The sequence below is a fragment of the Streptomyces sp. AgN23 genome, from assembly GCF_001598115.1.
GTDB classification, from domain to species: domain Bacteria; phylum Actinomycetota; class Actinomycetes; order Streptomycetales; family Streptomycetaceae; genus Streptomyces; species Streptomyces antimycoticus.
On sequence record NZ_CP007153.1, the window covers coordinates 8,926,448 to 8,948,893 of the forward strand.

Annotated in this window: 24 protein-coding genes; 9 read left to right on the forward strand and 15 right to left on the reverse strand. The window is 72.8% G+C overall.

Features of this window, described 5'->3' with window-relative positions; all coding sequences use genetic code 11:
• Positions 1-7 precede the first annotated feature (7 nt).
• The 6 genes from AS97_RS38640 to AS97_RS38665 form a co-directional block, all read right to left on the reverse strand.
• On the reverse strand, positions 8-292 hold the full coding sequence (locus tag AS97_RS38640; RefSeq protein ID WP_059145865.1) for a glutaredoxin domain-containing protein: 285 nt from the start codon (positions 290-292) through the stop codon (positions 8-10).
• Complete coding sequence (locus AS97_RS38645; protein WP_210566532.1) at positions 279-1,154, reverse strand: cytochrome c oxidase assembly protein; 876 nt, start codon at positions 1,152-1,154, stop codon at positions 279-281. Before AS97_RS38645 ends, AS97_RS38640 begins: the two co-directional genes overlap by 14 nt.
• On the reverse strand, positions 1,154-1,708 hold the full coding sequence (locus tag AS97_RS38650; RefSeq protein WP_210566533.1) for a DUF2243 domain-containing protein: 555 nt from the start codon (positions 1,706-1,708) through the stop codon (positions 1,154-1,156). Before AS97_RS38650 ends, AS97_RS38645 begins: the two co-directional genes overlap by 1 nt.
• 211 nt (positions 1,709-1,919) lie before the next feature.
• A complete protein-coding gene (locus AS97_RS38655) occupies positions 1,920-2,693 on the reverse strand; it encodes a VOC family protein (RefSeq protein WP_210566534.1) in 774 nt (257 codons plus the stop codon).
• 71 nt (positions 2,694-2,764) lie between these two features.
• Positions 2,765-3,940, reverse strand: coding sequence for an aromatic acid exporter family protein (locus tag AS97_RS38660; protein ID WP_210566535.1), 1,176 nt, complete (start codon positions 3,938-3,940; stop codon positions 2,765-2,767).
• A gap of 147 nt (positions 3,941-4,087) precedes the next feature.
• On the reverse strand, positions 4,088-4,954 hold the full coding sequence (locus tag AS97_RS38665) for an EamA family transporter (RefSeq protein ID WP_086711076.1): 867 nt from the start codon (positions 4,952-4,954) through the stop codon (positions 4,088-4,090).
• Between the two features lie 100 nt (positions 4,955-5,054).
• Between AS97_RS38665 and AS97_RS38670 the strand changes: the two genes are divergently transcribed.
• Positions 5,055-5,627, forward strand: a complete 573-nt coding sequence (locus tag AS97_RS38670) for an XRE family transcriptional regulator (protein ID WP_059145861.1) — start codon at positions 5,055-5,057, stop codon at positions 5,625-5,627.
• A 51-nt stretch (positions 5,628-5,678) separates the two neighbouring features.
• Positions 5,679-6,251 (forward strand): YbaK/EbsC family protein, encoded by a 573-nt coding sequence (locus tag AS97_RS38675; protein WP_086711073.1) that lies wholly within the window; start codon positions 5,679-5,681, stop codon positions 6,249-6,251.
• Between the two features lie 72 nt (positions 6,252-6,323).
• On the opposite strand, the gene AS97_RS38680 is transcribed toward AS97_RS38675, so the two are convergent.
• Positions 6,324-7,505 carry a helix-turn-helix transcriptional regulator gene (locus AS97_RS38680; protein ID WP_210566536.1) on the reverse strand — a complete coding sequence of 394 codons (1,182 nt, stop codon included), beginning with the start codon at positions 7,503-7,505 and terminating at the stop codon, positions 6,324-6,326.
• 143 nt (positions 7,506-7,648) lie between these two features.
• Here AS97_RS38680 and AS97_RS38685 point away from each other — a divergent pair, with 143 nt between their 5' ends.
• Positions 7,649-8,104, forward strand: coding sequence for a hypothetical protein (locus AS97_RS38685; RefSeq protein ID WP_210566537.1), 456 nt, complete (start codon positions 7,649-7,651; stop codon positions 8,102-8,104).
• A 523-nt stretch (positions 8,105-8,627) separates the two neighbouring features.
• Positions 8,628-9,053, forward strand: coding sequence for a hypothetical protein (locus AS97_RS38690; RefSeq protein ID WP_247204623.1), 426 nt, complete (start codon positions 8,628-8,630; stop codon positions 9,051-9,053).
• A 356-nt stretch (positions 9,054-9,409) separates the two neighbouring features.
• On the opposite strand, the gene AS97_RS38695 is transcribed toward AS97_RS38690, so the two are convergent.
• The 6 genes from AS97_RS38695 to AS97_RS38720 all read right to left on the reverse strand — a co-directional run bounded on the left by AS97_RS38695 (position 9,410) and on the right by AS97_RS38720 (position 13,248).
• Entirely contained in the window at positions 9,410-9,664 is a 255-nt protein-coding gene (locus AS97_RS38695; RefSeq protein WP_210566539.1) for a hypothetical protein, read from the reverse strand.
• A 25-nt stretch (positions 9,665-9,689) separates the two neighbouring features.
• Positions 9,690-10,097, reverse strand: a complete 408-nt coding sequence (locus tag AS97_RS38700) for a CoA-binding protein (protein WP_210566540.1) — start codon at positions 10,095-10,097, stop codon at positions 9,690-9,692.
• A 142-nt stretch (positions 10,098-10,239) separates the two neighbouring features.
• On the reverse strand, positions 10,240-10,575 hold the full coding sequence (locus tag AS97_RS38705; RefSeq protein ID WP_247204624.1) for a GNAT family N-acetyltransferase: 336 nt from the start codon (positions 10,573-10,575) through the stop codon (positions 10,240-10,242).
• Between the two features lie 85 nt (positions 10,576-10,660).
• Positions 10,661-11,512, reverse strand: coding sequence for a class I SAM-dependent methyltransferase (locus AS97_RS38710; protein ID WP_107119281.1), 852 nt, complete (start codon positions 11,510-11,512; stop codon positions 10,661-10,663).
• 318 nt (positions 11,513-11,830) lie between these two features.
• Positions 11,831-11,965, reverse strand: coding sequence for a hypothetical protein (locus AS97_RS48740; RefSeq protein ID WP_282615710.1), 135 nt, complete (start codon positions 11,963-11,965; stop codon positions 11,831-11,833).
• Positions 11,929-13,248 (reverse strand): histidine kinase, encoded by a 1,320-nt coding sequence (locus tag AS97_RS38720; RefSeq protein WP_247204625.1) that lies wholly within the window; start codon positions 13,246-13,248, stop codon positions 11,929-11,931. The genes AS97_RS48740 and AS97_RS38720 overlap by 37 nt, the downstream gene beginning before the upstream one ends.
• 234 nt (positions 13,249-13,482) lie before the next feature.
• Between AS97_RS38720 and AS97_RS38725 the strand changes: the two genes are divergently transcribed.
• From AS97_RS38725 to AS97_RS38745, 5 genes are all read left to right on the forward strand, one after another.
• Positions 13,483-13,815: a hypothetical protein gene (locus AS97_RS38725; RefSeq protein ID WP_059145850.1), complete on the forward strand. Its 333-nt coding sequence runs from the start codon at positions 13,483-13,485 to the stop codon at positions 13,813-13,815.
• A gap of 121 nt (positions 13,816-13,936) precedes the next feature.
• Positions 13,937-14,413 carry a DUF6098 family protein gene (locus AS97_RS38730; RefSeq protein WP_059145849.1) on the forward strand — a complete coding sequence of 159 codons (477 nt, stop codon included), beginning with the start codon at positions 13,937-13,939 and terminating at the stop codon, positions 14,411-14,413.
• Positions 14,414-14,524: 111 nt separating this feature from the next.
• The gene (locus AS97_RS38735; protein WP_059145848.1) at positions 14,525-15,151 is read left to right on the forward strand and encodes a YigZ family protein; all 627 of its coding nucleotides are present in this window, start codon (positions 14,525-14,527) and stop codon (positions 15,149-15,151) included.
• 174 nt (positions 15,152-15,325) lie between these two features.
• Entirely contained in the window at positions 15,326-16,552 is a 1,227-nt protein-coding gene (locus AS97_RS38740) for an exonuclease SbcCD subunit D (RefSeq protein WP_059145847.1), read from the forward strand.
• A complete protein-coding gene (locus AS97_RS38745) occupies positions 16,549-19,881 on the forward strand; it encodes an SMC family ATPase (protein WP_210566541.1) in 3,333 nt (1,110 codons plus the stop codon). The genes AS97_RS38740 and AS97_RS38745 overlap by 4 nt, the downstream gene beginning before the upstream one ends.
• Positions 19,882-19,957: 76 nt before the next feature.
• Here AS97_RS38745 and AS97_RS38750 read toward each other — a convergent pair whose 3' ends face one another.
• Positions 19,958-21,640, reverse strand: a complete 1,683-nt coding sequence (locus AS97_RS38750) for a DUF885 domain-containing protein (RefSeq protein ID WP_210566542.1) — start codon at positions 21,638-21,640, stop codon at positions 19,958-19,960.
• 73 nt (positions 21,641-21,713) lie between these two features.
• Positions 21,714-22,115, reverse strand: a complete 402-nt coding sequence (locus AS97_RS38755) for an Lrp/AsnC family transcriptional regulator (RefSeq protein WP_247204626.1) — start codon at positions 22,113-22,115, stop codon at positions 21,714-21,716.
• Between the last annotated feature and the right edge of the window lie 331 nt (positions 22,116-22,446).

Genomic DNA, 22,446 nt, shown 5'->3' on the forward strand with positions numbered 1-22,446 from the left:
ACACTCCTCATCCGTCCTTGGACAGGACGTGCGGGGCGTGGGTCCTGACCGCCTCCATCAGCTCGCCCATCGACGGGTTCACCATGGGTCGGCCGGCCACCGTCACGGTCGGCACGGTCTCGTTCCCGTCCGCGACCAAGCGGACGAACGCGGCCGCCTCCGGATCCCTCCAGATGTTCACCTCGGTGTGCCGCAGCCGGGCGAGGCGCAGCCGCGTGCGCAGGTGCATGCAGAACGGGCACAGCGGCCGCCAGTACACCACCACTCCGTCTCGGTCCTCACGGTCCGCCATCACGCATCCCCTCCTCGAGCCGCCCGATCGGGCGGCGCACCGAGCGTAGCCGTGCCCCGTACGCACTCCGAGGGGTCCGTACGGGGCGCCAGGTGGTGACGAGGGCCGCGGCCAGGAGGAGTTCGGCGACGTCGCCGCCGTAGTACATGATCTCCGCGCCGCCCTGGACCTCGGCGATCGGGGCGTGGACCTCGACCCAGAAGCCCCCGTACATCAACTGGGCGATGGTGGCGTGGGCCGCGATGGCGGCGCCGAGGACCACCAGCCGGGCCGGCACACCGGGCCGAACGGGCGCCGGGTCGGGACCGGCGATGACATACGCGAACAGCCAGCCCGAGAGCAGGAAATGGGCGTGCGTCAGCCAGTGCCCTCCGGGGCGGCCCATGACGGTGTCGTAGAGGGGAGTGAAGTACAGCAGCACCAGCCCGCCGGTGGTCAGCAGCAGCGCGGTGACGGGGTGGGCGAGCAGCCGCGTGGGGCGGGAGCGCAGCACGGTTGTCAGCCGCCGGCCGCGGTGCGGGGGCAGGGCGCGCAGCAGCAGGGTGACCGGCGCCGCGAGCACCAGCGCGAGAGGTGCGTACATCCCGAGCAGCAGATGCTGGGCCATATGGCCGCGGAAGTCCCGATGGGCGAACGGCGCGAGGGGCGGAAGCAGCGCCACGGCCAGGAGGACGAGCCCGGCCGCGAAACTCATCGAGCGCGTGGCCGGCCAGCCCTGGGCGGGGTTACGGCGACGGGCGCGGCGGACCGCCAGCGGGTAGGCGGCGGCACACACCAGCAGGGCGAGGGCCGGCAGCCATACGTCCAGGGGGCCGCCGCCCGCGCCGTGTCCATGGCCGGGATGCGCCGCGCCGCCACCCATCACCTGTGCCCGGTGGCGCGGGGCGCCTCGGGGCCGGAGGGCGCTCCGCCGCGCTGCAGCAGACAACCGCCGGCCACCAGAAGGGCGCCCAGGATCAGGAAACCGGCGTCCCACCACGCCTTCTCCGGGCCGCTGTGGACATGGTGGATGCCGAGGATCTGGTGGTCCAGCACCCCCTCGACCAGGTTGAACAGGCCCCAGCCGACCAGGATCCAGCCCCACAGGACGCGCGAGCCCCACACCCGGCGCCGGTCGTGGGTGACCCGGGCGTAGAGGATCGCCAGCCCCAGCAGGACCGCGATCCAGCACACGGCGTGGAAGATCCCGTCCCACACGGTGTTCATCTCCAGCCCGGGGACGGTGTGCGGGTTGTAGTACCTGACCCCGATGCGGTCGTGGTTGGTGCTGCTGAGCATGTGGTGCCACTGCAGGAGCTGGTGCAGCAGGATCCCGTCGAGGAATCCGCCGAGCCCCACGCCCAGCACGATCCCCGGCAGCCGGATGGTGCGCGGTGTGGGCAGACCGGCCCTTGTCTCGTCCGCCGTGGTGGCCATCACCGCTCTCCGTCCTGCCGACAGTCCGGACGGCAGGGTGTTCCCGCGCGCCCGTCGCCACCACGGCTTCCCGGCCGGACCGGCTTCGTCACCGGTCCGCGCCGTCTTTCCGCCATACGCCGAGCCGGGGTGGGGCGAGGTGGCGTGGCGTGGGCTCAGCCGGGCCGGGGCGGGCTTGGCCGAGCCGAGCCGAGCCGGTTCGGGTCGTCGGTCAGGCGGCGGTGACGGTGAACAGCCCGCCGTCCGGGTCGCGCAGGATCGCCTGACGGCCCGCGGGGGAGGCGGTCGGCGCGAGGGCGACCGTGCCTCCGGCGGCACGCGCCGCCGCCACCGCGGCCGTCACATCGGGGACGCGGAAGTGGACGTACCAGCGCGGCCGGACCTCCGGGTCGGGGGCCTGCTCGACGGCGCCGCCGTGGACCACCGCGAGCTTGCGCCCCGCCTCGCTCACGATGACCTCGTCGTTCTCGTACTCGACCGAGCAACTGCTCTCCGGGGACGCCCAGCCGAAGACCTCGCCGTAGAAGAGGGCGGCCGCGAACGCGTCGCGCGTCCGCAGTTCCAGCCAGGCCGGGGCGCCGGCCGGACCCGACGGCCAGCCGGGCAGCGCCTCCCCCGCCCAGAAGCCGAAGACGGCGCCGTCGCGGTCGGCGGCCAGCGCGGCGCGACGGCCCGGGCCGAAGGGGAGCGGACCGACGCCGACGGTGCCGCCCCGCTCATGGATCCGTGCCGCGGTGGCGTCCGCGTCCTCCACGGCGAAGGACGGCGTCCAGGCGGCCGCGCTCCGAAGGCTGCTCGCGAGCGCTCCGACGCCGGCCACCGGCGCGCCGCCGAACAGCGCCGTACGGAACTCCTCACCCACCCCGGTGGGGCGCCAGGTCCACCCGAGCACCGCGGTGTAGAACTTCTGCGCCGCCTGGAGGCTGGGGGCGGCGAGACTCACCCAGCAGGGGAATCCCGGCCGTGCGTGGCCGATCGGCTTCATGGGCACCACTCCTCACACTCCGCCCCGACACCACCGCGGGGACTGCAGCGGTGTACCCCGACGGCCGGGTGCTATGCCCCGGCGGTGGCGCGGGGCCAGGTCTCCGGGGCGATGTCATGCCAGATGTTCTGGGCCTGGATCAGCAGGGTGCCCAGGACGGCGGTGGTGGCGGCGGAGACGCTGCGCTCGTCGGTGAGCTGTTTGTGCAGGGCGTGGTGGCGCCGTTCCACGGAGTCCAGGGCCTCGTCCAGCCGGGCGTGCGCGTCCTCGGCGGCGGACACGCAGATCAGATCCGCCCGGACCCGGCAGGCGCTCGCCAGATCGGCGAGAAGGCGGCCGTAGTCGCGCAGCGGCTGCTGGTCGGGGGTGGGGATGGTGCGGTTCTCGTCCGCGATGTCGATCATGGTGTCGACGACGGCGCCGACCTGGGCCACGATCGCGCCCCAGCGCTGATCCTCGTTCTCGGAGGGAAGCGGCAGACTCCGGCGCGAATTCCACGGCAGTCTGGGATTCAGCCGGAGGCTCTCGTGGCTCCACTGCCGAGCGGACCGCAGGCTCTCCTGCCGCTGTTGGAGCTGGTCGGCCAGGCGCCGCCAGCCGGCGGCCGTGTCCTCGGACCAGTCCTCCTGGGCCAGCCCCTCGGCGATGCCCGTCAGGGTCTCCTCCGTCCCGCGCGCCAGTCTGCTGAGGTTCTCCCGTACGTTCCGCAGATGGACCGGCGGGAAGACCAGCGCGTTGACCGCGATGCCGATCGCGGCGCCCAACAGCGCCTGGAGCAGCCGGTGGGAGACCGTGAGGCCGGACACCGGGCCCGAGGTGAGGGTGAACAGTGCGGTAGTGGGCCCGTAGATGCCCTGGTCGCCGAGGCGGGGCCAGTTGCTGAGCAGCATCACGACCGGCAGGACCAGGGCCACCGAGGCCAGGGTGTTCCCCGTCAGGGCTTCGGCCCCCGCCGCCAGGAGCGTGCCGACGGCGATGGCCACCAGTTGCTGCAACCCTTTGAACAGCGAACGGTAGACGGTAGCTTGCACCAGGACCACCGCCACCCACGGCGCCATCAGCGCCACCGGATCCTGCAGCCACCACCCCGAGACCGCCCAGGCGAGCGTGGCAGCCCCGGCCGCCTTCAGCGACTGCACGACCAGGTCCCGCTCCCGCCCTGGCCCCCGCCACGCCCGCGCCGCCGCGTCCGCGATCCCCCGGGCTTCGGCTCGCAACACATACAACTTCTCGATCACGTGCCCCATGGCGTAGTGGGTTCCTGGGTCACGTCGGCTTATGCATGACAGGGCGGGGCGTGGCGGGGCCGGGCTGCCCCTGCGTGGCGGGGCCGGGCCGCCCCTGCGTGGCGGGGCCGGGCCGCCCCTGCGTGGCGGGGCCGGGCCGCTGGCCGTTCAGCCCGTGGCCAGCAGCAGCGTCCCGACCAGGGCGAGCCCGGCGCCTGTGGCCTGGACCACGCGCAGCCGCTCGCCGAGCAGTCCACGGGCGGCGAGGGCGGTCACCACGGGGTAGAGGGAGGCGAGCACCGCGGCGACGGTCACCGGACCGTGGTGGGCGGCGAGGTTGTATGTGCCGTTCGCGGCCACGTCGGCGAGGCCCACGAAGGCGAGCGCGGGCAGCGACGCCCACACCACGCCCATCCCGCCCTCCGGCAGCCCGGGGTTGCCGCGCCGTACGGAGACGAAGAGCGCGGTGCCGCCGACCGCCACATTGCACACCCGCTGGACGAACAGTGCGAGGAAGAGCCCGGTCAGCGTGGTCGACGCCTCGGCGATCAGCGCCATCACCGAGCCGAAGCCCAGCGCGGCGACCAGGGTGAGCAGCAGCGTCTGCCGCTGGACGGGCGCACCGCCGGTCTGCGGACCGCTCGCCAGGACCACGCCCGCGACCGCCACCACGACCCCCGAGACCTGCAGCAGCCCGGGCCGCTCGCCGAGCACCAGCGCGACGCCGAGCGGCACGATGACCCCGCCGAGCGCGCCGAGCGGGGAGACGACGCCCATCGGGCCGAGTGCGAGGGCCCGGTAGAAGCACAGCATCGCGGCCGGGCCGACCACACCGGCCGCCGCCGCGAACCACAGCTGCGGGCCCGCCTCTGACCATCCGCCGGTGGCCACCACGATGCCACCGAGGACGGTCACCGCGATGATCTGGGAGGCGACGACCACGGTGAGCGCGGGTGTGCGCCGGGTGAGCAACCCTCCGCCGAAGTCGGCCAGCCCCCAGAGCAGGCTGGTGGCAAGCGCGAAGAGTGCGGACATGGTGAAAACCTCGCCGTACAGTGTGGTGGACGTGGGAGTACAGCCCACAGTAGTTCACTGCACTCGACTACGCCATTCACTATTTTGGACGGACCGGACCGTGACGGACCTCGATCAGCTCACGCAGTCGCTCGCCCGCAACCTCAAGCGGTGGCGCAACGAACGCGGCTTCACCCTCGACACCCTCGCGGCCCGCGCCGGGGTCAGCCGGGGCATGATCATCCAGATCGAGCAGGCCCGTACCAATCCGAGCGTGGGCACCACGGTCAAGCTCGCGGACGCGCTCGGCGTGAGCATCACCACACTGCTCGACTACGAGCACGGGCCGCGGGTGACCTTCGTCCCGCCCGAGCAGGCGGTGCGGATGTGGTCCACCGAAGCGGGCAGCTACACGGCGCTGCTCGTCGGCACCGAGGCCGACGGTCCGCTGGAGATGTGGGGATGGCGGCTGATGCCCGGCGACGAGAGCGCCTCCGATCCGCATCCGTCCGGCACGGTCGAGCTGATCCATGTGACGGCGGGCGAGCTCACCCTGGTGCTCGGCGGCGAGGCGCACACCGTCCCGGCCGGCACCTCCGCGGCGTTCGAGGCGAACACTCCGCACATCTACCGCAACGAGGGGACGGCGCCGGTGGAGATGACCATGGCGGTCTCCGTGCCGCCCGCGCGCTGAGGCCGCCGGGCCCGGCCCTTGGCGCCCCGCCCGGCCTGCTAGTTTGACGGCATGAGTACGCCGATGGATGCCTTCGACGAGGTCCGGCCCGCCGTCGAGTGCCTGGATCTGCTGACCGCTCCCGTCGCCGAGGCACTGCGCGACTGGCGTGGCTCGGAGCCGGTGGAGCAGGTGCTGTTCGTGGACACCGACCCGGACAAGGCCGACACCGCCGTACTCGTCGAGAACTACGGCCCCTGGCTGCTGGAACAGTCCGCCAACTGCGTGGTCGTCGCGGGCAAGCGGGGCGGCGAGACCACCCTGGCGGCCTGTCTGGTCCTCGCCCACACCCGTGCGGACGTCAACGGCGTGGTGCGCCGCCATCTCGGCGCACGCAAGGCGTCGTTCGCCCCGATGGACACGGCGACGGGCGAAAGCGGCATGGAGTTCGGCGGCATCACCCCCATCGGCCTGCCCGCCACCTGGCCGTTGCTGGTGGACTCCGCCGTGGCCGACATCCCCTACGCCCTCATCGGCAGCGGCACCCGCCGCGGCAAACTCATCGTCCCGGGCAAGCTGCTGGCCGGGTTGCCGGGCGCGGTGGTCCTGGAGGGCCTTGGCGCGCCCGGCGCCGTCGGCGCCTGAACCCGCCCGAGTTCCGACGCTCGGCGTAGCTCACTTGCCCGCGGGACGACCAGGCGGGGCTTTTCGCGTGGGTCAGGACGCCAACCCTGACCGTTTCGCCATGGCCAGGAGGTCCCGTCGGCTGCGCTGGTGCATGGTCCACAGAACGCGCAGCACCTCCCGCGCCATCGGGTGGATCTCCGCCATCTGCGGGGCGACGCGGAAGGCTTGCTTCAACGCCTCCTCCGCACCGACGAGATCCTTCGTCGCGAGACGAGCGCGAGCGGCATCGATAGCCAGTCGGCCGACGCGGGAGGGCTTGAGGCCCGGGGGAGGAGTCTTCAGCAGCGGGGCCGCCACCTCAGCCGCCTTGTCTGGATGGTTCAGTTCGATCTGGGCAGCCAGCTCGTACAGCGCCGTGTTGCCCTGCCCAAACGTCAGGTTGTGCTGGAGGACATCGGGCCCGCTGACTCGTTCTGCCAACGCCTTTGCCCGGCGCACGTGGTCCGCGGTGGCGTTCGCGTCCTCGTGGCGGGAGGCCAGGACGATGCCGCGCAGATGCAGCGAGCCCAGATGGACGACGCGCTCCAGGTCGTCACCCGGAGCCATCTCGTAGCGAACGATGGCGCGTTCAACGATCGCCAACCCGTCGGAGTACTCGCCGGCTGACTGGTATGTCCCCGCTTCATTCCACGCGGCAGCCGCTTCGGCCGACGGGTTCCACGTCTGATGAGCCGCCCACTGCTGACGACTGACGATCATGTCCGCGAGGTCAGGCTGGCGAAACCGATGGGCGCAGGCGTACGCGCAGCTATAGACGTCAGCGACGTGCCCCCACGCCGTGGCGTCGCCGTCGCTCTCCATGGCCGCCGCGGTGACCTGGCCGAGGAGTTTGGGGAGGAGCTGGAGCAGCCTCAGGTAATCGGTGTCCGCACGGAGCTGAGCAGCGCGCTTGAGCGAGGCAGCCAGTTCGTCGAGAGGTGGCACGTCTTCGCGCGGCAGCGTGTGTCGACGGACGGCCGTTCGTAGCTGATCCATCAATTCGGTCTGCTTCGACGGATCGGCAAACGGATCTCCGTAGAGGCGGGCCGTCGTGACCTTCAGGGCCCCCGCCGCTGCTGCCACGATCGGCGGAGTTGCCGGACGAAGTCCTGTCTCGATCTTGCTCAGGTAAGAGAGCGTGATTCCCATTTGGCGGGAAAGAGCCGTCTGGCTCAGTCCGCGGACCTTACGTAAGACCGCGATGTTCTCGCCCGCTGACGGTGCGCAGTGCATGGCTCAACTGTCGCACGGGAAAGTCCGTTCGTTCCTCCCTCTCAAGGGTCCTGACGCCCTGTTGTGCAAGTTATGTGCTAACTGATCATGCGTTCACCCGTAGTTATCTGGTCGCACAGGGAAACCAGTGACCGGGAGCCTCAATGACCAACGATGAGCCGACCACCCTCGTATTCATCTACGACCGTGAGGGGACCAGTCAGACGGATCGACTGCTCGCCCGCATCGCCATCTGCCGAGCCTACTCGGCCGAGATGGATTGGGATGTTACGGGTCAGTGGGTCGATCGCGGGGATGCCGCCGTGGGTGAGCGTCGGCCGTTCTGGCAAGGCATGGTCGCGGCAATGAAGCAGGAAGGCCAGGGGCGCCGCATCGTATGCCTGGTGGCGACCTGGCACCGCATCGCGTATGACCAGGTCCTTCGGGCCCAGTTGCAACAGTCCGTCACCGAGGTCGGCGGGACATGTGTGGCCGTCGAAGATGCGGCGGCCCCGGCTCCGCCCAGCTCCCGAGGCGCGGCCCTGCGCCGGATCCGCGCCAGTGGGGTCCAGGTTCGACCGGGGACGACGCTGGTTCGTCATGACGGGGCGACGATGTGACTTGGTATTCCATCAGGGATGACTACCTCAAGCTGCTTCCGCTTGCTCTATCCCACGTGATCATGGTCGAGGAGGACCGACAGCGACGGCTGTTGCGGCTCCAGGAGGACGCAAGACGCCTCGCCTGATGACTTCCTCGTCTCCCACCAAGCCAGGCGCGGCTGCCGGGGACGAGGATCGGCGGCGGACGCACCTCGCGCGTCATGCCCACGTCGCCGGCGGGGGTCCTTGGGACGTGGAAGAGGCGATCTCAGGACCCCCGCATCATGCCCCTGCCTGTCGGGCGCTGGAAAGTCAGGCAGGCAGGAAGCGGTCCGGTGGGAGGTCGGCTCCGACTCCGGACCGTGGTCCCCGCTCCGTACTCGTTGTGCGGCAGTGCGGGGCGGGGACCGCACACCGATAACCCGCTCGGTCGCGTGCTTGGAGGCCAGTGACCGGGACGAGAGCGGCGCACCGCTCACAGAGAAGAGGCACGTGCATGACCAACGTTACTGCGTTACTTGAGCTCCCGAAGAGGGCCGGAGTGATCCGGACTGTCCTCGACAACAACCCCGGCATGGAGCCGGACATGGCCGAGCGGATCGTCGAGGAGGCCGTCAAGTTCACCGCCACCTGCGCCGCCTTCCCTGACGCCCGGTTGCGGCCTTCCCGGGTGGTCGACGAGGGATGGCACGCCCTCATCCTCCACACCCGCGTCTACAGCGAGCTGTGCGAGGGAGTTGGCCGATTCGTGCATCACATGCCGGAGCCGCCGGACCCGTCCCGGCACGACCCGGCTGAGCTGACGCGCACCCAGGAGCTGATGGTCAAGGCGGGATTCACCGTGGATGACGCACTTTGGCTGGCGCCGACCGGCCAGAGCATCCCGGTCGCGGCCGGATGTGAGCACAGTGAGCCCGGTGGCGAGGGCACATGCACCGGCGACTGCAGCAACACGGGCCCGAACTGAGTTGACGCGCTGACAGCCCAACGCGCGATCCGTACTCTCGGCTACAGGAGGTGGTCAGCATGTCGCAATGGGTAAATCCTCGTGCGGTTGACGTAGTCCGGTTCGCGAGTCGGTTCCAGGCGCCGTCAGTACTCCCGGACGACGCCTGTGGCTGCTGGGCCGGACGCCAACGACGGTGGGGTTCGCCTCGTCGATCCCGGCCCAGGTTTTCGGCGACTGTGCTCGTCGGTGAAGGCGGCGCGATGTATGCCGTCCCGTGTAGCAGGTGCAGCGGAACGGGCGTCGTCTCGTAGGCCGGCCAGCACCCGCCGGCGACCCCGTCCATGCGCTTCCCCCGTGGCGCCGGGCGGGCTTGCTCATGTCTCGCGACGGCCGTAGCGCAGGTTCCTGACGGCTGTCACCGCCAAGGGGGACAGGGCGACAACCGTCAAGCGGTCGTCGATGTGCCGCACGAGGATCCAGCCCTTGGAACGCAGGGCCGCCACCTCCCGGCCGACATCCTCACCCGCGTCTCTGGATAGCTCATCGACGGTGGGTGCGCTGCTGGTGTCCAGGTGGTCGACAATCAGGAAGAGGACGCGCCGTTCGTCCGCGGCGATGCGGAAGTCCATGTCGGCAACGGTACGTCGGCGCAGGTCAGCCCAGCCGGGGGATCTCGATGGCCGGGCAGCGGTCCATCACCATGGCGAGCCCGGCGGCGCGGGTGCGCTCGTACGCGGCCTCGTCGATGACGTCGAGCTGGAACCAGACGGCCTTGGCGCCGATGGTCACGGCCTCGTCGGCGACCGGGCCCGCCAGCTCGCTGTTGACGAAGACATCGACCACGTCGACCGGGAAGGGGATCTCGGCGAGCGAGGCGTACCCCCGCTCGCCGTGCACCGTCTCGGCCTTCGGGTGCACGGGCACGATGCGCTTGCCGAAGCGCTGGAGGACGTCGGCGACGCCGTAGGCGGCACGCCGCTGGTTCGTCGACAGGCCCACGACGGCCCAGGTGTCGCCCAGCTCGGTGAGGATCTTGCGGACCGTGGACGGGTCGCCATACATGCTTGCCTCCTACGGGCGCGAACAAGGACCTGTCGTCAGCACAACAGGCAGCACATTCGAAGGATTCCCAAAGGCCAGGCCGCGACGAACCGAGTCCACGCGTCTCACCCAAGCCAGTCCACGCATCTGAGCCGCACCGATGTTACTGGAGTGTTCGGTCTTCACCTGCGGCGAAGTCATCGCTGCTCAGCGCGTAAACGGTGCAGGGACGGCCCAGGACGCTGTCTGCACGCGGAGGTGTGAATCCCCGGCGGCGGGCCATGGCAGTGGAGGCGGTATGGCCGTGGTGGATCACGGCCGTGATCTGCCCGATCCCGAGCGTGCCGAAGCCCCATGCGAGAACGGCACGTGCTGCTTCCGTGGCGTAGCCCTTGCCCCAGTGCGCTCGGGCGAAGGTCCACCCGATCTCGGTCTCGCCGAACGTCTCCCACCAGGTGAGGCCGGAGCCCCCGATCGCCTCGCCGGTGCTGGTCAGCAAGTGCTGCGCCAGGTCTCGGCGTCGGAGAGCAGAACCCAGCGGGACAGACAGGCCGCCAGCTCGGTGTACGGAACCGGGAGGCGCTCTACCGGCGGACCGCCGAGATCAGTCCGCCGGGCCGCTCCTCGCGCTGCGCCGGGGTGCTGATCGGACGGCCGTAGGCGGCAGCGCGCTCGCGCAGGGTGTGGCTGTCGGCCTCCCAGCCGTGCCCGGCCAGCCAGCCCACCGGGTCGTCGGGCATCTCCGAAACCCACATGGACGCCGCCGATCCCGGCGCGGCGTCCGCGCCGAAGCGCTCGATCACGCCGCGCGAGCCCAGTGTCAGCCCCATCCGACTGCCTGTCGCCGACTGCGTGCTGATCCGGGCCAGCAGTAGCTCCACCGCGTCCTCGGGCAGATAGATCAGTAGTCCTTCGGCGATCCAGGCGGTGGGCACGGTCGGGTCGTGCCCTGCGGCGGCCAGCGCGCCTGGCCAGTCCGCACGCAGATCCACCGCGACGGTGATCCGCTCGCAGCGTGCGACGGCCCGCTCCTGGCGCAGCACCGAAGCCTTGAAGTCCAGTGGCGCGGCAGTGTCGACCTCGAACAGCCGGGTGCCCTCGGGCCAGTCGATCCGGAAGGCCCGGCTGTCCATGCCTGCGCCCAGCAGCACGACCTGCCGGACCCCGGACGCGGATGCCTGCTGCAACAGGTCGTCGAGGAACTTCGTCCTGATGACGATGGAGTACGACACGGCCCGTCGGCGGCGTCGCGCTGCTTCGTCATCGGGCAGCGGCGGCGAGGAGGGCCACAGGCCGCCGGCCGTGGCGAATGCCTGCGCCAGTGGGTCGCGGAACAGCGCGTCCTCCCGCTCGGTCTCCAGCGCCCGCACCCTGGCCACCCCCACCGCCGTGGCCCACACTCCCGACGGCTGCGCCCGCTCCTGCTCATCAGTCACCGCGCCAGCCTAGATGTTCCGTTCCTAGGGGCCTGATGAGGGGGCCAGGCGCATGGACCAGACCCGCGTTTCAACCGCAGTTGGTGGCCAGCGCTCGCAGATGTTCACGGCGAATGACGGCACTGTCGTCAGTGCGGGGGGTCGCGCCGATCACGGGGGCGACCAGGGCCTCCGGGAATTCAGGCACGGTAGCAGCGCCGCCCGCGGCACCCCCAACACCCCTGAAGCGGCGCCCACCGCCACGGCCGCGGACACTGGCGAGGATGAGACCGAGACCGAGCTGGGGCCGAGACCGAGGCGGGGCCGGCGTAAGGAGGTTCAGCGCGCGGACGCGGGCAGCGTGGTGCCGTGGAGCCCGGCCGCCGAGCGGACGAGGGAGGCGACCGCCCGGGAGCGGCTGCCGGGTGGCCAGGCGATCACCGTGGTGACGTCCGGCGCGTCGACGACGGGCACCGCGACGTGATCGGGCCACTGCCGGGCACGGCCGGAGGCCGGGATGACGAGCAGCGTCCTGCCGAGCCCACGAGCTGGGCGAGCTGTGACTGGATGTGCACCTCCGGACCGGGCCCGTCCGGGTAGGACCCGTCGAGCCGGGGCCATCGAGCGATCGGCAGGTCCGGTACATCGCGGACCTCCGCCAGCGTGAGCCGATCGCGTGACGCGACGGTGCCGTCCGCGTTGTCGGGGACGTCCGGGGTGCGGGGCGGGGCCTGCGCCGCTCGCCGCGCCGCGGGGGTACGGGGAAACGTGGCGCGGACGGCGAAACCGCCCGACTCGGGGCCGTAGCCGAAGGTGCCGCCCGCCAGCCCGACGCGCTCGTCCAGGCCGATCAGACCGAAGCCCGCACCGCCCGAGCGGACGGCGACGGCGGTGGGCGCGGGGCCGTTCGCCACCCGGACCTCGGTCTTCTCCGCCGTATGCCGGACCCGCACGGCCACCTCCGCGCCGGGCGCGTGCTTGGCCACATTGGTCAGCGCCTCTTGCACCACACGGTGCACGGCGCGCTCCACGTCCGACGGCAGTTCGCCGGGCTCGCCGTCGGTCCGCAGCCGGACCGTGAGCCCCGACGCCGACGCCCGCTCGACCAGCTCCGCCACCCCGGCGCCGCCCGGCTCGGGTGGCGCCCCGTCCGGCTCCTGGCGCAGGACGCCGATCACCTCGCCGAGCCGGTCCACGGCAGCCGCCGCCCTGGCCCTGATGTCCCGGGCGGCCTCCCGATGGCCGTCCGCCAGCCCGGGCGCCAGCTTGAGGGCTCCGGCCGAGAGGGCGATCAGACTGAGTTCATGGCCCAGGACATCGTGCATGTCCTGGGCGATACGAGCCCGTTCCCGCAGCCGGGCCTGCTCGGCGATCAGCCGCCGCTCGCGCTCCAGCCGCGCGGCCCGCTCCCACCCCGCCCGGACCAGCTCCCGGTACTGACGGCAGAACCGCCCCACGAACCAGGGCAGTACGACCGCCCCCGCCACCACCGCCACGAAGCGGTCGGCCCAGATGATCCAGGACGGCACCGCGGCGACCGCCACCACGGCGCCCGCGACCACCCCGATCAGCCCCACCGCCGTGGACCACGTCCGCCCGGGCCGCCACCCCGCCGTGCCGGCGCACAGCGCCGTGGGCACCACCCACCACAGACTGACCACGCTCAACCCGGCGGTGGCGACGGTGGCCGCGAGCGGAAGGTGCCCGGTCCAGCGGACCCCCGGGCGGCCGGTGAATCCGGTTCTGTGTGTCGTCATGTCCCCCACCTGCGTGATCAGCCGACTCGCAGAGGTGACCTTACGAAAACCGTGGACCGGCGGACACTGCCGAAAGACCAATCCCATATGCGCACACCGCACGGCATCCGGCCGACGCCCAGGAGACGCATGCTGGTTACAGGGGCGGAAGTGGGGGGAACCCGACTCATGCGCTCGGCAATCGTCAACCGCCGACCGCGACCGACCGAGGGGGCGGAAGGAGAGGAAGAGACCATGCCCGCAGGATCCAGCCGTAAGCGTGAACGGCAGTACGAGCACATCAAGGAAGGCGCCGAGCAGCGCGGTGCCTCCACCGGCCGGGCGAAGGAGATGGCCGCCCGTACGGTGAACAAGGAGCGCGCCCGCGCGGGCGAGTCCAAGTCCGCCAGCAAGACCTCGACCAAGGACCCGAAGTCCGCGCCGCAGCGTGGCGGCCAGCGCTCCGGCAGCGGGACGGGTCCCAAGGGCCCGACGCGCGACCAGCTGTACAACGAGGCCAAGCAGCGCGGCATCGAGGGCCGCTCGAACATGACCAAGGACCAGCTGGCCAAGGCCCTGGGCCGCTGACCTGGCTACCGTCGCGCCTTCCCACGGTGCGCCGCCCTCCCCGCGCGACAGCGGGGCCGGGCGGCGTCCGCCTGGTGGGGGGGCGATTGGCGGCGACGGCTGCGGGTACTCAAGGGCGATCATGCCAGGTCAGACACTCCCCACCTACACCGCTCTGCACCAGCTCGTGGAGTTGATCGAGCAGGGCCCTCCGGTCTTCGTCCGCTGGTCACGAGGGCCGCAGGCGGACCTGGAGGGGAGCGCGGCCAGCCGGGACGGGCTCACCGGCACCATGCTGCCGGGCCTGTCGGCCAACCCCCTGGTCTTCGAGGAATGGGCGAAGGATCTGCCGACGACCCTCTGGGTCGCCCGGCGGCTGTGCGACTACATCCACCTCCGGGACGACGACCAGGGCACCGCCGATGTCCACCCCTGGGTGCTCAAGGGTGAGGAGGCCGGCCGGGGGCCGGACAACGAACCCCTGGTCCGCGCTGTGGAACCGGTCGCCTGGATCGCCGAGAGCGTGATCGCCGAAGCCGAGGACGTGGTGGCCTGCCAGCGGGGTGAGTGGGGGCCGCTGCACAGACCGGCCCGGTTCGGTCGCGGCAGAAGAGGGTGAGGCCAGGCCGGTACGGGCGGGACCGGCCGGTGACCGTACCCGCGCGACCAGGGCCGTCGGCGACCGTACGCGCGTGACCAGCGCACACGGGCCGGGACATAGGGTGGCCTGATGCAGGAGCGGTACCGGACGGTCGCGCGCGAGGGCGTGCACGAGATCGAGATCAACAGATCGCGCTTCCTCTGCACGCTCGCGCCCGCCGCGACCGAGCAGGAGGCGCAGGACGTCATCCAGCGCGTCAGGAAGGAGCACCCCACCGCCACCCACAACTGCTTCGCCTATGTCATCGGCGCGGACGGCGGGGTGCGGAAGGCGAGCGACGACGGGGAGCCGGGCGGTACGGCCGGGGTGCCGATGCTGCAGATGCTGCTGCGCCGCGAGGTCCGGTACGCGGTGGCCGTCGTCACCCGCTACTACGGGGGCGTGAAGCTCGGCGCCGGCGGTCTGATCCGGGCCTACGGGGGCGCGGTCGGCGAGGCGCTCGACAGGCTGGGCACGGTCACCCGGCAGCGGTTCCGGCTGGTGACCGTCACCGTCGACCACCAGCGGGCCGGCAAGCTGGAGAACGATCTGCGGGCGACGGGGCGGGCGGTCCGGGAGGTGCGTTACGCCGAGGCCGTCACCATCGAACTGGGCCTGCCCGAGGCCGATGTGGACGCCTTTCGCGACTGGCTGGCGGACGCCACCGCCGGCACCGCCGCGGTGGAGCTCGGCGGCGAGGCGTACCAGGACACCTGAGGCCGGGAGGTCTCCGGGATCCCGAAACCGAAACGGGTGGGAAATACGAGGTCCGTGAGAGACCGGGCACCGACCGCGGCTAACGTGGTCGATGCGCGCGCCGTACGCACGTCGCGGGTGTGATGCTGGCCACCGGGGTGGAGGAAGGACAGAAGTGCAGGTCGGAGACCGCTTGTGAGAATGCTGCACACCTCCGACTGGCACCTCGGACGGTCCTTTCACCGGGTCAGCCTCCTTGCCGCGCAACGGGAGTTCATCGACCACCTCGTCACCACCGTGCGCGAGCGGCACATCGACGCGGTGGTCGTCGCGGGTGACATCTACGACCGGGCCGTGCCGCCGCTCGCCGCCGTCGAGCTCTTCGACGACGCGCTGCACCGGCTCGCGGACCTCGGCGTGCCCACGGTCATGATCTCCGGCAACCATGACTCGGCCCGCCGTCTCGGCGTCGGCGCCGGGCTGATCGACCGGGCCGGGATCCACCTGCGCACCGACCCCGCCGGATGTGCCACCCCCGTCGTCCTCTCCGACGACCACGGCGAGGTGGCCTTCTACGGTCTGCCGTATCTCGAACCCGGCCTGGTGCGTGAGGAGTTGGGCGCCTCCGCAGCCGGTCATACGGCGGTGCTGGGCGCCGCCATGGACCGGGTGCGCGCCGACCTCGCCACCCGGCCGTCCGGCACCCGCTCCGTCGTCCTCGCGCACGCCTTCGTCGCCGGTGGCGCGGTCAGCGACAGCGAGCGGGACATCACGGTCGGCGGAGTCGCCTCCGTACCCGCCGACGTTTTCGACGGCGTCGACTACGCCGCGCTCGGCCATCTCCATGGCTGCCAGACCATCACCGAGCGCATCCGCTACTCGGGCTCCCCACTCGCGTACTCCTTCTCCGAGGCGGCGCACCGCAAGTCCCTGTGGGTGGTGGAGCTGGGGGCGGCGGGCGAGGCGCCGTCGTGCGAACGGGTGGACTGCCCGGTGCCGCGGCCGCTGGCCCGCATCCGCGGCCGGATCGAGGAGCTGCTGGACGACCCGGACCTCGACCGCCACGAGGAGGCGTGGGTCGAGGCCACGCTGACCGACGCGGTGCGGCCGCAGGAGCCGATGGCCCGGCTGGCGCGGCGCTTCCCCCACGTGCTCACGCTGGTCTTCGACCCCGAGCGGCCCCCCGAGGATCCGCTCGCCTCGTACGCGCAGCGGCTGCGCGGCCGCTCGGACCGGCAGATCGCCGAGGACTTCGTGGCCCATGTGCGCGGCGGCCGCGGCCCGGACGAGGCGGAGCGCGCGCTGCTCGGCGACGCGCTGGAGGCCGTACGGAGCGCGGCGCACGAGGGCGTTGTGCCCGGCGAGGAGAGCGGCGCCGGGGCGGCGACCGCGGGAGCGACGATGGGGGAGGCGGCGCGATGAGGCTGCACCGGCTCGCCGTCACGGCCTTCGGCCCGTTCGGCGCCACCCAGAAGATCGACTTCGATGAGCTGTCCGCCGCCGGGCTCTTCCTGCTGCACGGGCCGACCGGCGCCGGTAAGACGTCGGTCCTGGACGCGGTCTGCTACGCGCTGTACGGCCAGGTGCCCGGCGCCCGCCAGGGCAGTGGACTCTCGCTGCGCAGCGACCACGCCGAACCGCTGACCCCGACCGAGGTCGTTCTCGAATTCACCGTCGGCGAGCGGCGCCTGGAGATCACCCGGCGCCCCGAGCAGCCGCGCCCCAAGAAGCGGGGCACGGGGATGACGCGGGAGAAGGCGCAGACCCTGCTGCGCGAGTACGCCCCGGCGGCGGCGCCCGCTTCGGCATCCGGGGCGGGCCAGTGGAAGGCACTCAGCCGCTCCCACCAGGAGATCGGTGAGGAGATGGGGCAGCTGCTCGGCATGAGCCGGGAGCAGTTCTGCCAGGTGGTGCTGTTGCCGCAGGGCGACTTCGCCCGCTTTCTGCGCGCGGACGAAATGGCGCGCGGCAAGCTGCTGGGCAAGCTGTTCGACACCGGCCGCTTCGCCGCCGTCGAGGAGCGGCTGGCGGAGCTGCGGCGGGCGGCGGAGAAGCGGGTCGCGACCGGGGACGAGCGGCTGCTCGGGCTCGCCCACCGGATGGCGCAGGCGGCGGGCCGCACCACGGAGCTCGACGGGCATCCGCTGCCCGAGCTGACCCCCGGTGAGCCGGGCCTGGCCGACGCCGTCCTGGAGTGGGCCGCCGTCGCCCGCACCGGCGCGCGCGAACGGCGGGACATCGCGCTCTCCGCCGTACGGGCCGCCGAGGCCGCCCACGACGCCGCCCAGCGGGCCGCCGACGCGACACGCGAACGGGCCGAGCTGCAACGCCGCCACGCCGAGGCCCGCCGCCGGGCGGACGACCTCGAACGCCAGCGGCCCGACCACGACCGGCTGCGCGAGCTGCTGGAACGAGCCCGCGCGGCCGACGCGGTGGTCCCCGCGCTCGATCTGCGCACCGCCGCCGCCCGCGACCACCGCACGGCCGAGGCCACCGAACTCCAGGCCCGCGCCCGCCTGACCGCCGAACCCGGCCTGGCGGCGACGGCCCTCGCGGCGATCCCTGACATCCCCGACCAGCGCACACCCCCCGCCCCGACGACATCGCCCGGCACGTTCCTGCCCGCCCAGGGCACCGAGCCCCCGGACGAGACCACCCGGCACGCGAGCGCGGCCGCCGCGCCGGGCACGGCGGTTGAGCACGGTGGGCACGGACGAGGGGCTTCGCCGGGCCCGGCGTCATCCGGTGAGGCGCGCGCTTGGGGGCGGGAGGCGGTGGCCCCGGGCGAACGTGACCGGTACGGCTCGGACGCGTCCGCGGTGCTCGGCGAGGCCGATGCCGAGTGGTTGGGGCGGGTTGAGCGGCGGGTGCGGGAGGAGCTCGGGGCGTTGGGGGCCGCTCGGCGGAGGGAGGCGCGGGCCGAGGCCGTGGTCGGCGAGATCGCCGCGCTCGACCGGGAGGCCCACGCCGACGACGAGGCGATCGAGGAGGCCGCCGAGTGGCTCGCCGGGTGGGAGGAGACCCACCGGGCGCATCAGCGGCGGGTCGCGGCCGCGCAGGAGGCCACCACCCGGGCCGAGCAGCTCGGCGGGCGGATCGAGCCCGCCGAGCGGCGCCTTGAGGCCGCCCGGCGGCGGGACCGGCTCGCCGGGCAGGAGCGGCAGGCGCGGGAGGAGCTGTTGCGGGCGCGGGAAGGCGCCGCCGCCGCGCGGCAGAACTGGCTCGACCTCAAGGAGGCCCGGCTGCGCGGCATCGCCGCCGAGCTGGCGGCCGGGCTGCGCGCGGGAGAGCCCTGCGCGGTGTGCGGGGCGACCGAGCACCCGGGCCCGGCCCGGCCCGGGGCCGGGCATGTGGACCGTACGGCGGAGGAGGCCGCGCTGGCGGACTCCCAGCGCGCCGAGGAGGCCCGCGAGGAGGCCGAGCGCACCCGGAACGCGCTGCGGGAGGCCCACGCGGGCGCGGAGGCCACGGCCGAGGGCGAGGACGCGGCCGAACTCGACCGGACCCTGGCCGAGTTGCGGGCCGCGTTTGCCGAGGCCCGTGACGCGGCGGCCGACGGGCACGCCGCCCGCGAGGCCCTGGACCGGGCCGAGGGCGAGCACGCACGGCGTACGGCGCAGCGGCAGGAGGCCGAGCGGCGGGCGGCCGCCCGCACCTCGCGCCGCGAAACCCTGGCCGGGGAGCGGGCCGCGCTGCTGGCGGAGCTGGAGCAGGCGCGCGGGGCGGACGCCACCGTCGCCGAGCGCGCGGCGCGGCTCGAGCGGCAGGCGGGGCTACTGGCCCGCGCCGCCGAGGCGGCGCGGGGTGCCGAGGCGGCCGCGAGCCGGCTGAAGGAGGCCGACGCCCGGCTCGCCGACGCCGCGTACCGGGCCGGGTTCGAGACCCCGGAACAGGCCGCCGAGGCCGTGCTGCCCCCGGACCGGCAGCGCGAGGCGCGCCGCCGTCTCGACGCATGGCAGACGGAGTCGGCGGCGGCCGCGGCCGAGCTGTCCGCCCCCAGGCTGCTCGCCGCCGCGCAGGCGCCGCCCGCCGACCCCGCGGCGGCGCAGACGGCGGCCGACGCGGCCACCCGCGCGCTGCGCGATGCCTCGGCCGCGGACGCCGCGGCCCGCACCCGCTGCGAGGACCTCGACGCGCTCGGCGCGCAGGCGGTGGCCGACGCCCGCCGGCTCGCCCCGCTGCGCGCGGACCACGACCGGATCGCCCGCCTCGCCTCGCTCGCCGCGGGCACGTCCACGGACAACGAGCGCAGGATGCGGCTGGAGGCGTACGTCCTGGCGGCCCGGCTGGAACAGGTCGCGGCGGCGGCGAGCGCGCGGCTGCGCCACATGTCCTCCGGGCGCTACACCCTGGTGCACTCCGACGCCCGCTCCGGCGGGCGCGGCCGCTCCGGTCTCGGGCTGCATGTCATCGACGCCTGGACCGGCAGCGAACGCGACACCGCCACCCTCTCCGGCGGCGAGACCTTCTCCGCCTCGCTCGCCCTCGCGCTGGGCCTGGCGGACGTGGTCACCGACGAGGCGGGCGGGGTCCGCCTGGACACCCTCTTCATCGACGAGGGGTTCGGCAGCCTCGACGAGCAGACCCTGGACGAGGTCATGGACGTGCTCGACTCGCTGCGCGAGCGGGACCGTACGGTCGGCATCGTCAGCCATGTCGCCGATCTGCGCCGGCGGATCCCCGCCCAGCTGGAGGTCGTCAAGGGCCGCGAGGGCTCGGCCGTACGCCACCGTACGGCCGCCGCGCACTAGCGGGAGGACGGGCCGCACCGTAAGGCGGGCCGTACCCCCGTAAGGACGCGGCCCGCCCCGCGCGCTCAGCGCGGACTCAGAGCGCCGACAGCTCATCCACCAGGTCGTCGAGACCCAGCGAACCCTGCGACAGCGCCGCCATATGCCACTTCTTGGCGTCGAAGGCGTCGCCGTGCGCCTTACGGGCCGCCTCCCGCCCCGTCAGCCAGGCCCGCTCGCCCAGCTTGTAGCCGATGGCCTGGCCCGGCATGCCCAGATAGCGCACCAGCTCACTGTCGAGGAACTCCGCCGGACGGCCGCAGTGCAGCCCGAAGAACTCACGTGCCAGCTCCGGGGTCCACCGCTCACCGGGATGGAAGGGCGAATCGGCGGGGATCGCCAGCTCCAGATGCATCCCGATGTCGACGATCACCCGCAGCGCCCGCATCATCTGCGCGTCCAGATAGCCCAGCCGCCGCTCCGGGTCCGACAGGAAGCCCAGCTCGTCCATGAGCCGCTCCGCGTACAGCGCCCAGCCCTCCGCGTTGGCGCTGACCATGCCGACCGTGGCCTGGTAGCGGGAGAGCTGGTCGGAGACGTGCGCCCACTGGGCGAGCTGCAGATGGTGGCCGGGGACGCCCTCGTGGTACCAGGTGGAGACCAGGTCGTAGACGGGGAAGCGGGTCTCGCCCATCGTGGGCAGCCAGGTCCGGCCGGGGCGGGAGAAGTCCACCGACGGCTGGGTGTAGTACGGCGCCGCCGCGCTGCCCGGCGGCGCGATCATCGACTCGACCCGCTTGACCCGCTCGGCCAGGTCGAAGTGGGTGCCGTTCAGTTCCTCGATGGCCTCGTCCATCAGCTCCTGCAGCCACACCCGCGTCTCCTCGACGCCCTCGATATGCGCACCGTGGGTGTCGAGGTGGCGCAGGGCCTCCCACGGGTTGGCGCCGGGCAGGATCTTCTCGGCCTCGGTGCGCATCTCGGCGTGAATACGGTGGAATTCCGACCAGCCGTACGCGTACGCCTCGTCCAGATCGAGATCGGTGCCGTTCCACATCCGGGCCCAGCGGCGGTAGCGCTCGCGCCCCACCACATCGGGGGCACCCTCGACGGCCGGGGCGTAGGTCTCGCGCAGCCAGTCGCGGAGCGCGACCAGCGCACCCGTCGCCTCGGCGGCCGCCTCGTCCAGCTCACCGCGCAGCGCGTCGGGGCCCTCGGCGGTGAAGTCGGCGAACCAGCCGCCGTCCGTGCCGATCCACTCCGTCAACTGCTCCAGGACCGTGGTCACCTGCCGGGGCCCGGCCGGCAGGTTCCGCCGCAGCCCCTCGGCGAGCGAGGCGCGGTATCCCTCCAGCGCGGCCGGTACGGCGCGCAGCCGGGCCGCGACGGCCGCCCAGTCCTCCTCGGTCTCGCTGGGCATCACGGTGAAGATGCCGCGCACCGAGTGCAGCGGGGAGCTCAGGTTGCTGACCGCGCGCAGCCCCTCGTGGGCGTCGTGCACGGCGAGCTCGGCGGTCAGCCGCTCCCGCAGCAGCCGGGCGCAGCGGCGCTCGGCGTCGCTGTCCGCGCCGGGGCGCGCCTCGGCCTCGGCCAGCCGGGCCAGGGTGGTGCGGGAGAGGTCGGCGACGGCCTCGGCCCCGTCGGGGGAGAAGTCCGGGAGGCGCCGGGAACTCTCGGGAACGCCCAGGTAGGTGCCGGTGATCGGGTCGAGTTCGATGAGGGCGTCGACATAGCTGTCGGCGACCTGACGGGGCAGCGGAGCGTTCTTGGTATCGGACATGCGGCCCATCCTCGTACGTTCCGGGGTGCGGCGTCAGCACCACGGGAGTGTGACGAGCGGGAACAGAGGTGTGCTACGAGATTGCCGAGCCGTCTCGGGCGGGCGGCAGCAGGGGGCCGCAGCTCCACTGCTGGAAGATCAGCCGGGTCTCGACCCGGGCCACCTCGCGGCGCGAGGTGAACTCGTCCAGCACCAGCCGCTGCAGATCGGCGGTGTCGGCCACCGCGACATGCACCAGATAGTCGTCCGGTCCGGCCAGATGGAACAGCGACCGGGACTCGGGCAGCGCCCGGATCCGCTCCACGAAGGGGCCGACCAGCTCCCGGCGGTGGGGCCGGAGCTGGACCGAGAGCAGGGCCTCGAGACCGCGTCCCAGCTTGGCGGGGTCCAGGCGGAGTTCATGGCCGAGGATCACGCCGGAGCGGCGCAGCCGGGCGACCCGGCGGGCACCTTCCCCGCGCCCGCCGGAGTGCACGTGGCGCCGCTGGACCTGTCGACGACCTACCGTTCCTGAGCAGTGAGTGGGAGTGGTCCCGCACACTGGCGCGCCCCGAACGGTTTTGGGCGTGCTGGTCCCCGGCGTACTCGACCCCGGGGCGGCGACACGGATCTTGTCCGTGGTCCGGTCCCGGGAGGCCGGTTCCCTGTGCGACCTGGCCTGTGGGCTCGGCCGAAGGCGACGGGGAGGCCCTGAACCATCACTCCGGTGGAGCAGGGGCCCCGCACGCTGGCACCGAACCCGGCGTCCCAGATCGCGACTTCACGCTACCTCGACCCGCAAAGACCACCGCAACCCTGGAAGCCGA